General features: G+C 70.5%; 13 protein-coding genes. 7 read left to right on the top strand and 6 right to left on the bottom strand.

Annotated elements, in window-relative coordinates; all coding sequences use genetic code 11:
- Positions 1 to 184, bottom strand: a 184-nt coding sequence (locus ACFPCY_RS28170) for a hypothetical protein (protein ID WP_378259874.1), incomplete at its 3' end; no start/stop codon positions are given.
- Between ACFPCY_RS28170 and ACFPCY_RS28165 the strand changes: the two genes are divergently transcribed.
- Together ACFPCY_RS28165 and ACFPCY_RS28160 are read left to right on the top strand one after the other, a co-directional pair.
- Entirely contained in the window at positions 178 to 1380 is a 1203-nt protein-coding gene (locus ACFPCY_RS28165) for a prolyl oligopeptidase family serine peptidase (RefSeq protein ID WP_378259872.1), read from the top strand. The two genes, ACFPCY_RS28170 and ACFPCY_RS28165, sit on opposite strands and share 7 nt — an antisense overlap.
- A complete protein-coding gene (locus ACFPCY_RS28160) occupies positions 1377 to 1709 on the top strand; it encodes a YnfA family protein (protein ID WP_378259870.1) in 333 nt (110 codons plus the stop codon). Before ACFPCY_RS28165 ends, ACFPCY_RS28160 begins: the two co-directional genes overlap by 4 nt.
- A 58-nt stretch (positions 1710 to 1767) precedes the next feature.
- Here ACFPCY_RS28160 and ACFPCY_RS28155 read toward each other — a convergent pair whose 3' ends face one another.
- Positions 1768 to 2310 (bottom strand): hypothetical protein, encoded by a 543-nt coding sequence (locus ACFPCY_RS28155; protein ID WP_378259868.1) that lies wholly within the window; start codon positions 2308 to 2310, stop codon positions 1768 to 1770.
- Between the two features lie 242 nt (positions 2311 to 2552).
- Here ACFPCY_RS28155 and ACFPCY_RS28150 point away from each other — a divergent pair, with 242 nt between their 5' ends.
- The 5 genes from ACFPCY_RS28150 to ACFPCY_RS28130 all read left to right on the top strand — a co-directional run bounded on the left by ACFPCY_RS28150 (position 2553) and on the right by ACFPCY_RS28130 (position 6678).
- Positions 2553 to 3173 carry a hypothetical protein gene (locus tag ACFPCY_RS28150; RefSeq protein ID WP_378259866.1) on the top strand — a complete coding sequence of 207 codons (621 nt, stop codon included), beginning with the start codon at positions 2553 to 2555 and terminating at the stop codon, positions 3171 to 3173.
- 97 nt (positions 3174 to 3270) lie between these two features.
- Positions 3271 to 4227: a prolyl aminopeptidase gene (gene pip, locus ACFPCY_RS28145; protein WP_378259864.1), complete on the top strand. Its 957-nt coding sequence runs from the start codon at positions 3271 to 3273 to the stop codon at positions 4225 to 4227.
- 123 nt (positions 4228 to 4350) lie between these two features.
- On the top strand, positions 4351 to 4977 hold the full coding sequence (locus ACFPCY_RS28140; protein WP_378259862.1) for a hypothetical protein: 627 nt from the start codon (positions 4351 to 4353) through the stop codon (positions 4975 to 4977).
- A 172-nt stretch (positions 4978 to 5149) separates the two neighbouring features.
- Positions 5150 to 5935, top strand: a complete 786-nt coding sequence (locus ACFPCY_RS28135; protein ID WP_378259860.1) for a hypothetical protein — start codon at positions 5150 to 5152, stop codon at positions 5933 to 5935.
- Positions 5932 to 6678 (top strand): hypothetical protein, encoded by a 747-nt coding sequence (locus ACFPCY_RS28130; RefSeq protein ID WP_378259858.1) that lies wholly within the window; start codon positions 5932 to 5934, stop codon positions 6676 to 6678. Before ACFPCY_RS28135 ends, ACFPCY_RS28130 begins: the two co-directional genes overlap by 4 nt.
- Before the next feature lie 580 nt (positions 6679 to 7258).
- On the opposite strand, the gene ACFPCY_RS28125 is transcribed toward ACFPCY_RS28130, so the two are convergent.
- The 4 genes from ACFPCY_RS28125 to ACFPCY_RS28110 all read right to left on the bottom strand — a co-directional run bounded on the left by ACFPCY_RS28125 (position 7259) and on the right by ACFPCY_RS28110 (position 11824).
- The gene (locus ACFPCY_RS28125) at positions 7259 to 7783 is read right to left on the bottom strand and encodes a DinB family protein (RefSeq protein ID WP_378259856.1); all 525 of its coding nucleotides are present in this window, start codon (positions 7781 to 7783) and stop codon (positions 7259 to 7261) included.
- A gap of 9 nt (positions 7784 to 7792) precedes the next feature.
- The gene (locus ACFPCY_RS28120) at positions 7793 to 9292 is read right to left on the bottom strand and encodes a flavin-containing monooxygenase (RefSeq protein ID WP_378259854.1); all 1500 of its coding nucleotides are present in this window, start codon (positions 9290 to 9292) and stop codon (positions 7793 to 7795) included.
- Positions 9293 to 9761: 469 nt separating this feature from the next.
- Entirely contained in the window at positions 9762 to 11069 is a 1308-nt protein-coding gene (locus ACFPCY_RS28115) for a GH1 family beta-glucosidase (RefSeq protein ID WP_378259852.1), read from the bottom strand.
- A gap of 32 nt (positions 11070 to 11101) precedes the next feature.
- Positions 11102 to 11824, bottom strand: a complete 723-nt coding sequence (locus ACFPCY_RS28110; protein ID WP_378259850.1) for a TetR/AcrR family transcriptional regulator — start codon at positions 11822 to 11824, stop codon at positions 11102 to 11104.
- Between the last annotated feature and the right edge of the window lie 40 nt (positions 11825 to 11864).

The following is an 11864-nucleotide window of genomic DNA, read 5'->3' as shown; positions in this document are numbered from 1 at the left end:
AGCGCGGCAGCGCGGGACGCGGCAGCGCGGGACGCGGCAGCGCGGGACGCGGCAGCGCGGGACGCGGCAGCGCGGGACGCGGCAGCGCGGGACGCGGCAGCGCGGCAGCGCGGGGCGCGGTCGCGCGGGGCGCGGTTGGGACGCGGCATTCGCCGACCTCCGTTAACGTCAGGTGTCGTGCCACTGCCACTCGCCTCGTCCGCCGCCAAGTCCCCGAAGTCCCGGCGCCGCCGTCCCGGTCCGGGACGGCTCGTGCTCTCCGGAGTGGTCGCCGTCCTGCTGCTGGCGTTCGCGGCGTCGATCGCGATCGGCTGGTACTTCTCGGGCTTCGCCACGCAGGTCACGCACGAGCCCGTCTACGACCTGCGGGTCCGCGCGGTCGCGGACGGGACGGTCACGCTCCCCCGGACGCCCGCGACCGAGCGGCGCGGCGTCTTCGCGCTGGAGTGGCCGGACGGCGGGCGCGCGATCATCGGCGACGTGGTCGGCAAGGGCGAGTCGATCGCGGGGATGGACCCGAAGACGATCGTCCGGAAAGTGACGTCGGTGCAGTCCGGAAAGCTGGAGCCGGGCCTGACCGTCGGGCTCGACCACTGGGTCTACGCCGGCGACCCGAAGAAGGCGCTCGGCCTGGACTTCCAGAACGTCACGTATCCCACCCAGGTGGGCGCGATGCCCGCGTGGCTGCTGCCGGGCCGGACGAAGAGCTCCACGTGGGTGATCGCCGTGCACGGCCGCAACGCCGACCGTGCCGAGACGTTCCGCGCGATGCGGACCGCGCACGACACCGGGATGCCGATGCTGTCGATCGCGTACCGGAACGACCAGCACGCGCCGCCCGCGCCGAACGGCCGGAACATGCTCGGTTCGACCGAGTGGAACGACGTCGCGTCCGCGATCTCCTACGCCCGGTCGCAGGGCGCGACGGGCGTCATTCTTTACGGATGGTCGATGGGCGGATCGATGGTGATGTCCGCGCTGAGGCACGCTCCGGACCAGTCGTTCATCCACGGCGTCGTGCTGGATTCGCCCGTCCTGGACTGGAAGGCCACGCTGCACAAGCAGGGCGCCGCGCGGCATTTGCCGGGCGTCGAGACCGACGTGGCGATGCGCCTTCTGAAATGGCGGTACGACATCGACCTGGGCGCCATGGACATGCGTCCTTTCGCGCCGCATCTGAAGACCCCGGTGCTGCTTTTCACCGCCGATGATGATGAGGTCGTGGACAACGGCCCGTCGGACGAGTTCGCCCGCAAGGCCCCGGCGGGAATGGTGACGCACGTTTCGGCGGCCGGGGCCGATCACACGGAGGCGTGGAACGTCGACTCGGCCGCCTACGAGCGTGCGCTGACCGGTTTCCTGGGCAAGGCCGGTTCGTGACCGTCCTGCGCTCGCTGGTCCTGTTCGTGCTGGCCGCGGTGGCCGAGATCGGTGGCGCGTGGCTGATCTGGCAGGGCGTCCGGGAGCATCGCGGCGCGGCCTGGATCGGCGCGGGAGTCGTCGCGCTCGGCCTTTACGGATTCGTCGCCACCCTCCAGCCGGACGCCCACTTCGGCCGCATCCTCGCCGCGTACGGCGGCGTTTTCGTGGCGGGCTCGCTCGCCTGGGGAATGCTCGTGGACGGATACCGTCCCGACCGCTACGACCTCGCCGGCGCGCTGATCTGCCTGGCCGGTGTCGCCGTCATCATGTACGCGCCACGCTCTTGAGAACGCGTGCGCCCCGTCCATTCCGGTGGACGGGGCGCTCGGCTTTTCAGAGCGCTGCTCAGCTACCCGCCCAGACGCGGTAGCTGCCATTGAAGGCGCCCATGATGTCGGCGTACGGACGGTAATTGCGGCCGTTGCCCGTGTAGTAGAACTTGTATTGGGACTTGGCCAGCACGGACGCCCAGGTACGGTCGTGCGTCAGCGAGTGCTGCGTCCAGCCGCGCATCCGCCAGACCCGCTTGTTGTAGGTGTACGCGGACCGGTTGACCCGCGCCGAGTTCACGTGCAGGCCGTCGTAGCACCAGGTCAGACGGGTCTTCACGTAGATCAGCCAGCGTCCGTGCCTGGACGACTTGCGGCCCTGGGTCCGCTCGACCCAGCGGCAGGACGCGGCGCGCACCGGCGCTCCCGCCATCGTCATCTGGCCCGAGCTCCGGGCGAGCTTCTGGGCGGCGGCCCCGGTGACCGTGCCCTGCGTGACGGTGGTGGCCTCGACCCCGAACCCGTCGGCGCGGGTGGTCGCGCCGGCCGGCAGGGCCGTCCCGGCGACCCCGGCCACGATGGCCCCGGACGTCACGACGACTGCGGCGAACCTTCGCATGTGCATCTCTCCTCGCAAGGGGGACGGCGAGCCATGCAGACGATAGCGTTTGTTTGAGTCCCGGGGGCGTGTCTTTTTCCACACCCGAACCACCGAACCGGCCCGTCCGAATGTGCGTCCAACCGCCCGGCCCGGCGACCGTCCCGCCCGAGCGCCCCCGTCCTGCCCCGTCCTGCCTCGTCCTGCCCCGCGCCGCGCCGCCCTTCGCCGCCCGCGCCGCCTGCCGCAGATCGGAGAACCACGTGCACGAACCTCTCGCTCTCCTCCGCGCGACCGGCGTCGTCGCAGTCGGGCTCCTCTCCGTCGGCGGCTTCGTGCTCGTAGGCCGGCTCGACTATTTCGGCCCGCACATCCCCGGCGCGGGACCCGTCGTCGCCGTCCTGTCGATCGCCCTGGCCGTCGTCGGGACCGGCCTGCTCGGCGGCCAGCCTTTCACCCCGATCGCCCTGCTCATCGCCCTCCCCCTGGCCGGCTTCGTCTTCCACGACGCTGCCGCCGACCGCGTCCTGCCCACCCGCGGCGTCACCGCGACCTGCCGCGTGGACGACCTGACCTCCCGATCCGCCGACGTCCAGGACGGCTCGGTCGAGACCGGCAGCAGAACCGTGACCCGCCACCTCCAGCGCCTCAGCTGCCCGCCCGGCGGCCCGTCCATGCTGAACTCCGCCAAGCCCCTCGCCGGTAAGGGCTCCACCGTCTCGATCACCTGGGACCCGCAACACCGCGTCGACCCCCGCCAGACCCGCGACGTCCACAGCTCCCCGCTCTGGCCCGTCACCCTGGCCGTCGCCCTGCTCCTCCTGACCTGCACCGCCGTCCCCGGCGCCCTCCGCCGCCGTCCTTCCGCACCCGAGACGCGCTAGCCGCACCGGGCGGCCCGTCGAGGGACGGCACTCCGGACGCGTCACCGAGCGTTATCCCTTCGAGCTTCAGACGGCCCGCAATCGAGAGGACGCGCGCATGTATCCCCCCATCGAGCCGCACTCGCACGGCATGCTCCCGGTCGGCGACGGTCAGCAGATCTACTGGGAGGAGTGCGGCAATCCGGACGGCAAGCCCGCCCTCTTCCTGCACGGCGGACCGGGCGGCGGGCTGCTGCCGAACGCCCGCTGCTGGTTCGACCCCGGCGCTTACCGGATCGTCCTGTTCGACCAGCGCGGCTGCGGGCGCAGCGTGCCGCACGCCGGGGACGTCCGCACCGACCTCACCGCCAACACGACCGCGCACCTGGTCGCCGACATCGAGCGGCTCCGCGCGCACCTCGGCGTCGACCGGTGGCTGCTGTTCGGCGGATCGTGGGGCAGCACCCTCGCCCTCGCCTACGCCCAGCGCCACCCGGATTCGGTCAGCGAAATCGTGCTACGCGGCGTATGGCTCCCCGACCTCGCCGCCGACGTCGCCTGGACGACCGGTCCGCACGGCGCGGCGCGGCTCTTCCCCGAGGACTACGCACGCCTCCGCGACTTCGTCCCGCTCGCCGAACGCGACGACCTCACCGCCGCCTACGGCCGACGCCTCAACGACCCCGACCCGGCCGTCCACGTCCCCGCCGCCCGCGCCTGGGGCGCCTGGGAGATCGCCGCGAACACCCTCCTGCCCGTCCCGCCGCCCGAACTGGACGACCCGACGCTGATCGCCTTCAGCCGCATCCTGCACCACTACTTCAGCCGCCAGTGCTTCCTCCGCACCGGCGAACTCATCGACGGCGTCGACGCGATCCGCCACATCCCGGCCGTCATCGTGAACGGCCGCTACGACATGAAGACCCCGCCGGACGCCGCCTTCGCCCTGCACCGCGCCTGGCCCGAGGCCGGCTTCCACATCGTCGAGGACGCCGGCCACGGCGGCTCCGAACCGGGCACGCACGACCTGCTCGTCCAGGCCACCGACCGCTTCCGCCCCGCGCCGCCGAGGTGACCGGCTCCCTCACGCCTGACCTGCGCGTGAAAACCTTTCGGCAACGGAACTCTTCACTCGCAACATGCACCTCTGTAAGCTTTCGCGCGTACTCCGCCCCGTTGTCAGCAAGGCGGCCAGGGAATGCACAGCCGATCGGTACCTTCGCCCCCCGCGGGAACCGGTCACGCCGTCCGCCGACGCGTCGGCCGCGCGGCCCTCGCCGCCGTCCTGCCCCTGACCCTCGCCGCGGCCTGCGGCGGCTCCCACAAGGACGGCGGCTTCGACCCGAACGGCAGGTTCGACAACGCGGGCAGCAACTCGTCCCCCGGCCTGCCGTCCCCGTCCGGCCCGGGCCTGCCCAGCACCCTGACCCCGCAGCAGGTCGACAAGGCCGTCCTCCAGGCCTACCGCCGCTTCCAGCAGACCTACCAGCAGGTCTACCAGAACAACGACCCCACCCCCCTCCCCCAGGTCGCCGCCGACCCCCTCCTGACCAAGGTCACCAACGACGTCGAAGCCACCAAGGCCAAGGGCGAGATCTGGCGCTTCGTCAACATCTCCAACCCCCGCGTCTACGCCCGCTCCAAAGACGGCGCCAAAGTCTTCGTCATCGACTGCATGCGCACCCTCGCCGCCTACCGCTTCTCCGCCGCCACCGGTGAGCGCACCGGAGGCGGCGAGGGAACGGCCTTCGTCCAGAGGACGGGCGTCAAGTACGTGGACGGCGCGTGGAAGGTCTACGACAGCGTCCGGGACAACCAATGCTGACCTCGGCCTTCGGTTCGCAACGGGCCGCCGCCTGCACGTCCCGCTCTCCGTTCACGTCGGAGCCGGCGCTCCCCGCTCTCCGCTCAGCAGCGGAGCCCCTACCAGCCAGAATCCGGACCCGCATGCCGCACCGCGCCGCCCCCGCCCGGCGGTAGGCAGGGAAGGAGATCCCATGTTCCCCATACGATTCGCGCCGCTACCGGCCGTCCGTGCCGTCTCTCTCGGCGCCGCGGTCGTGGTGGCCGGGGCCTTCCTCGCCCCGGCGACGGCCACCGCCGGTCCGTGCAGTGGCAGCGGCGGCGGTTTCGGCTGTGACTGGGGGTCGCCGGGCGGCGGTTCGACCGGTGGCGGTGGAGGAGGCACCGGTGGCGGTGGAGGAGGAGGTGGTGGAGGGACCACCGGCGAGATCCCGACCGCTCCGGGCGCCAACGCGGGCGGCCTCCCGGGAGCCAACGGCAACGGCCCGAACGCGGTGGGTCCAGCGCCAATCAGCACCAACGAGCTGGCCCAACGGGCCGCCAACAGCGCCCTGCTCCACACACCCAAGGTGTACACCGCTCCGTCCGGGAAGACGTACGTCAAGGTGCGGACGGCCTTCTGGGTGACCGGATTCGAGCCGGTCTCCACGGACCCGCAGACCGCCGCGAACCAGACCGTCCAGGCCGTGGCGACGCCGGCGCGCGTGGAGTGGCAGCTGGGCGACCCGGCGCAGCCGCACATGACGTGCGACGACGGCGGCTCGAAGGACGGCACCACCTGCAGCCACACCTACCAGCGCTCCTCGACCGGCGCGCCGGGAGGCGCCTTCCAGATCACCGCCACGATCGTCTGGACGATCCACTGGACGTGCGTCGGGGCCGGTTGCCAGCAGGCCGCGGGCGACCTTCCTCCGATGCAGATGACGTCCGCTCCGTCGCCGCTGGTCGTGGGCGAGATCCAGACCGGCAACCGCCGATGAGGCCGTCCAGCGCCCCGGGCGGCGCGCTCGCGCTCGCGGCCGTGATCGTCCTGACCGTGAGCGGGTGCGGAGGCGGCCATCACAAGGCGAGCGCTCCCCGCACGTCGGCGACCACCTCGACGGCGACGACCACGCCCCCACCGCCCGTCTACACGCAGGCGAAGGTCGGTGCCGCCATGCTGACGCCGAAGGAGATCGGCGGCGACGTCTCCCGGATCCAGGTCGCGGTGGACGCGCTGAAGCGCGAGCAATTCCCGTCCTGCTCCTTGGGCGCTCTCAAACTGCCCGGCTCTCCGAAACTGGCGATCCGCCAGTACACCAACAGCGCGAAAGGCAAGGGCGAAGTCAAGTACGCCCAGGCCTTCGCACTCTACGACGACGCCGCCTCGGCGACCTCCGCCTTCGACTTCGTCAAGTCGAAGGTGACGGCGTGCCCGGCCAAGCACCACACTCCGAAACGGCCGCTCACCGAGAACACTTTCATTCTTCCTCACGACGACACCTGGAAGGCCGCCCAGGACACCGTGGGGCAGTGGACCCACGTACGCGGCACGGAGCAGGAGTTGTTCTCGCGCGACGTGTCCAAGTACAACCTGTTCCACTATTTCTACGACTACGTCCAGCGCGGCAATCTCGTCATCAGCACGCTCTACTGGGAACGCACCGAGCCCAAGGGCTCGCCCGATCCCATCGGCCAGCGCGCGACGGCTCTGCTGACGAAGCAGCTCGGCAAGCTCGGATAATTCAGCGCCGCGCCCCAGCGATTACCCGGAATACAGCGGAAACCGCGAGCCGCCGAGGTCGGCGGCTCGCGAGGTCGTGGCCGTGAAGTGACACTGAGTCAGCACTTGGCCTGATGTGGTCATCCATAAAAACGGGTCTTGATCACTCCCCGGATTGCGCTGTATCACTGATCCGGCAGGCGGTCCTCGCTCGCCCTCGAAGGCACATTCGACCATTGCTCGGTGGCTGGGTAAGGCCGTTCTGAGGAGCTGCCATGCGCGCAGGTTCCGTTCCCTAGGCGCTGGACGATCGCCCGAAGGAACAGCACGTCGAGTGGCGCTACCGCGGAAGTCTTCTACAGCCCCTGCCCGACATCCTCCCGAGCAATATGATCTGCCCGCTGCTTTCCGTTAACCGGCCGGACCCGGAGCGTGAGCTGGAGACAGATCCGGTGAAGTTGTTCCCCAATACAAGTTCGCAATCTGCCGGTTGGAATCGACGCCGCGGAAACCAGAGGCTGCCCGCGGCCACGAAAGGCGGGGTGGGCGGTGGGCAGGTGGTGGGCGGGGCGACTGAGGAGGGGGCGCGTTTTGGGTGACTTCAGGTGGGGCGCGGGCGGGGTGTTTCCTGGGTTTTGAGTTGTTCGCGGAGGATGTCGGCGTGGCCGGCGTGGCGGGCCAGTTCCTCGATCATGTGGACGTAGATCCAGCGGAGGGTGACGCGGTGGTCGTCGTAGGCGATCTCGTCGTCCAGGGCGAAGCGGGCGGCGATCTCGCGGGATTCGGCGCAGGTGGCGTTATAGGCGGCGATCACGTCGGGGATGTGGGTGTCGTCCGGGACGTGCCAGCTGGCGTCCTGGCTGCTGCGCGGGCTTTCGATCTCGGACCAGGGGCGTCCGGCGAGGACGTACTGGAACCAGCTTCGTTCGTCGGCCGTGCAGTGGCTGACCAGGCCGATCGGGGTGGTGAGGGACGGGACCAGCCGGGTTCGGGCCTGCTGCTCGTCGAGGTCGTCCAGGGTGCTCGCGATGACGTCGCGGTAGTGGTCGAGGAACGCCTCCAAGACCTTGCGCTCGTTGTTAGAGGTTGTAACTGCTGCGAGGCGGCTGAAGGATGGGTTCGCCATGCAGCGACGTTAGCGCGTTGTAGTTGAGGCTTCGGAGTATGCGTAATCGTCCAGGGGGAAGTTGCGGCTACGGCGTTTCGCGGGCGCGGTATTGGTTGGACGCAGCCAGGGGGCGTCGCCGTGCTCGTCGAAGTAATAGCTGTTCGCGCTGGCGCAGTTGCCGTTGAAGAAGACGGTGTCCGGCATGCGGCTCGTCACCCATGCCATGTAGCGGTCGTGCGCGTCCTGCCGGACTTCGACGCAGCTCGCGCGGCGGCGGCGCGCTTCGTTGAGGACGCGGACGACGTGCGGGACGACCACGTCGATCATCTGGAACCAGGAAAGCCCGACGTTTCCGTATGGTCCGGGCACGAGGAAGAGGTTCGGGAAGCCCGGGACGGCGACACCCTCGTAGGCCTGCCTGCGGTGACGGCTCCAGAAGTCGGACAGTTCGCCACCGTCGCGGCCGATGATCGGGAACGAGATGTCGAAGAGCTTGAAGCCGGTGGCGAGGATGAGAGTGTCGGCGGGATGCTCGACACCGTCGCGGTCCAGGACGCCGTCAGGGGTGATCCGGTCGATGCCCGACGTGACGAGGTCGACGTGTGCGCGGGTGAACGTCCGCCAGTAATCGTTCGAGAAGGACGGTCGCTTGCAGCCGAAGCCGTAGCGCGGGCGCAGCTTCGCTCGAAGTTTCCGATCAGGGACCTGGGCGCGGAGGTGGAGGAGGGAGAGCCGCTCCACGACGTCCACCATGGGCTTGAAGCGGCGGTGGTGGACGACCCCGGTGACCAGCGCCTCCACGAAGGCCGTCGTGACCAGGCGCAACGCGCGGTGCAGGGCCGGGAACGCCCTGATCAGCGCTTGCAGCGGCCGGGGGATGGGCGGGTTGAACTTCGGGAAGACCCAGATCGGCGTCCGCTGGAAGACCGTCAGGTGCGCGGAAACTTCCGCGATCTCCGGGACGAGCTGGAGGGCCGTCGCGCCGGTGCCCACCACCGCGACGCGCGCGCCGCGCAGGTCGTGGTCGTGGTCCCAGCGGGCGGTGTGCATGACGTGGCCGCGGAAGTCGTCCAGGCCGTCCAGGGCGGGGACGCTCGGAGTGCTCAGCGCCCCCTGGCATGAGAGCAGGAAACGGCAGGTCAGCTCGGCGCCGTCCGCGAGCGAGACGTGCCACATGTCGCTCGTCTCGTCGAACTTCGCGCCCGTGACCGTGCTGTTCAGACGCAGGTGCGGGCGCAGTCTGAATTGCTTGACGACGCCGTCCGCGTACTGCTTGATCTCGCGGCCTGACGGGTAGAGCCGCGACCAGTCCGCCCGCGGGGCGAACCCGAACGAGTACGTGAACGCGGGGATGTCCACGGCGAGTCCCGGATAGGTGTTGTCGCGCCACGTCCCGCCGATGTCGGCTGCCTTCTCCAGCAAGATGAAGTTTTCGATACCGGCCCGTTTCAAGGCGATCGCGAGCCCGATCCCGGCGAACCCCGCCCCGACCACGACCGCCTCGTGCTCGGGCCCTTGCGCTGGCACGGCCATCTCCGCCTCCCACGACGTCTATTGGACGTGCTGTCCATTAGGCGTCCCCGAACACGCTAGACGCGCCCCTCCCGCCCCGTCAACGCCCCGGTTTCCGGAAGGCTGCGCCCAGCACCACGTCCTCTCGCTCGCCGATGCCCGCCCACGCTCGTCCCGACGGATCCGCCGACCTCGTGCCCTCGCCCTGCTCGTGGCCTCAGGCGCGCAGCAAACGATCGTCCCGGGCCTGAGCAGCCAACCCACGGCGATCAGAAAGTCAGCAGGCGAAGTGCCGCCGCGAGGGAGCCGCACTTCGTCCCGGACGGCCCATCGCCACGCCCGAACACCGCCTCGCCGCCCGCAGCCGGCACGTCGTTGCGTCCGGCGACACCTCGCCATACCCGAGCGGCGCCTCGCTGCACGCAGGCGGCGCCTCGCTGCACCCGGGCGGCGCGTCGCTGCGTCGCGGGGGGTGCTTTTGCGGTTAGGGCTTGGTGGTGCGGATGTGGTTCTGGTACCAGGTGAAGGAGGCTTTCGGAGTGCGCTTCAGGGTTTCGTAGTCGACGTGGACCAGGCCGAAGCGCTGGCGGAAGCCTTCGGCCCATTCCCAGTTGTCGAGGAGGGACCAGACGAAGTAGCCGCGGACGTCCACGCCCTCGTCGATCGCTGCCTGGACGGCGCGGATGTGGCCGTCGAGGTATTCGATGCGGCGGGTGTCGTCGTGCGGGTCGGCGTAGGAGCAGCCGTTCTCGGTGATGAGGACGGGCGGGAGCCGGTCGGTGTAGCGGTCGCGGAGGGCGACGAGGAGTTCGCGCAGGCCGTCCGGGACGACGGGCCAGTCGAAGTCGGTGTGCGGGTAGCCCTGGAGGTCGTGCAGTTCGAAGGGCAGGTCGGCGGGCAGGTCGATGCCCGCGTAGCTCGACTCGCCCGGCTTCGGCGCGCCGACGAGGGACGGGTTGTAGTAGTTGATCCCGTACCAGTCGAGCGGGGACGAGATGACGGTGAGGTCGTCCTCGACGGGGCCGGGCATGGCCTCGGCGAGGGTGTCGGGGTAGCGGCCGGTGAGCACCGGGTCGGCGAAGAGCCGGTTCATGATGGTGTCGTAGAGGTCGGCGGCGAAGCGGTCCTCGTCGGTGTCGCTCGCCGTCCAGACGGGGGTGTGGGACATCGCGACGCCGATCTGCCCGGCGCCCGCCGCGCGCAGCGCCTGGACGGCCTTGCCGTGTCCGAGCAGCAAGTGGTGCGCGACCGGCAGCGCGTCGAAGACGAGCCGGAGGCCGGGGGCGTGCTCGCCGATGGCGTGGCCGAGCAGGGTGACCTCGGCGGGCTCGTTGATCGTGATCCAGCGCGGGACGCGGTCCTTGAGGCGTTCGGCGACGACGGCGGCGTACTCGGCGAAGCGGTCGGCGGTGTCGCGGTCCTGCCAGGAGAGCGAGGCCGGGGTGTCCCAGTGGAAGAGTGTCGGGACGGGGGTGATCCCGCGTCCGGCCAGCTCGTCCACGAGGCGGTCGTAGAAGTCGAGGCCGCGCTGGTTGACCGCGCCCGCGCCCGCCGGCAGGACGCGCGGCCACGAGATGGAGAAGCGGTAGGCGTCGACGCCGAGCTCGGCGAGCAGCGCGACGTCCTCGCGGTAGCGCTCGAAGTGGCCGGTGGCGACGCGGGCGTCCGAGCCGTCCTTGGCGGTGTGGCCGTCCCACACCGAGGGGCCGCGCCCGTCGGCGTCGAACGCGCCCTCGATCTGGAGCGCCGAGGTGGACACGCCCCACAGGAACTCCGGGGAAAAGCTGCTCACGCGCGCACCTTATCCCCAAACGCTAGAAATTTTCACGTTTTCCGGAGGCCGCCGAGGCCGGGCCTCGGGATGCGGGCGGCCAGGCCGTCCAGGACGCAGGCGAGGCCGAGCTCGAACGACTCCTCGGGCGTCAGGTCGTCCGCCTCGACGACACGCCGCGCGAAGTGCGGATACTCGCCGCCCTCCACGACCTCGCGGATGTACGGGCCCATGCTGGCGCGCCATTCGTTCTCGCTCATGCCGGTCCGCCGCGACGCCTGGAGTTCGGCGATCTCGCTACCCACCGCGCCCAGGACGTAGGCGCTCACCGTGTCCACGGCCACGGCGGCGAGCGTCGGGTCGGACGTCAGCCCGGCGGCGGCCGCGAGGACGGCGTCGTACTGCCGCAGCGAGTTCGGGCCGAGCGCCGGACGCCCGGTCAGCTCCGTCCCGAGCCAGGGGTGCCGCAGCAGCACGCCGCGCAGCCGCCGCGCGCACGCGGTGAGGTCCTCGCGCCAGTCCCCCGACGCCGCGGACGGCGGCGGGTCCTCGCCCTGGACGGCGTCGATCATCAGGTCGAGGAGCTCGTCGCGGCTCGCCACGTAGCGGTACAGCGAGGCCGTGCCGGAGCCGAGGTCCTTGGCGATGCGGCGCATCGTCACCGCGTCCGCGCCCTCGGCGTCGGCGACCGCGACCGCCCGGGCCACGAACCGGTCCACGCCCGGCGCCCGACGGCGCGGGACGCGCCGCTCCTTCGTCCACACCAGTCCGTCCATTGCGGCCATCGTACCGTTATGGCTACGGTGTATCCGCAAT

It is taken from the genome of Actinomadura gamaensis (genome assembly GCF_042652125.1).
GTDB lineage: Bacteria > Actinomycetota > Actinomycetes > Streptosporangiales > Streptosporangiaceae > Spirillospora > Spirillospora gamaensis.
This window is presented reverse-complemented; position numbering and strand designations above follow the sequence as displayed.

Bases quoted from the DNA above. Each gene is read 5' to 3' on its own strand.
- ACFPCY_RS28135 (WP_378259860.1), top strand. From the start codon at position 5,150: ATGTTCCCCATACGATTCGCGCCGCTACCGGCCGTCCGTGCCGTCTCT.
- ACFPCY_RS28110 (WP_378259850.1), bottom strand. From the start codon at position 11,824: ATGGACGGACTGGTGTGGACGAAGGAGCGGCGCGTCCCGCGCCGTCGG.
- ACFPCY_RS28140 (WP_378259862.1), top strand. From the start codon at position 4,351: ATGCACAGCCGATCGGTACCTTCGCCCCCCGCGGGAACCGGTCACGCC.
- ACFPCY_RS28130 (WP_378259858.1), top strand. From the start codon at position 5,932: ATGAGGCCGTCCAGCGCCCCGGGCGGCGCGCTCGCGCTCGCGGCCGTG.
- ACFPCY_RS28125 (WP_378259856.1), bottom strand. From the start codon at position 7,783: ATGGCGAACCCATCCTTCAGCCGCCTCGCAGCAGTTACAACCTCTAAC.
- ACFPCY_RS28155 (WP_378259868.1), bottom strand. From the start codon at position 2,310: ATGCGAAGGTTCGCCGCAGTCGTCGTGACGTCCGGGGCCATCGTGGCC.
- pip (WP_378259864.1), top strand. From the start codon at position 3,271: ATGTATCCCCCCATCGAGCCGCACTCGCACGGCATGCTCCCGGTCGGC.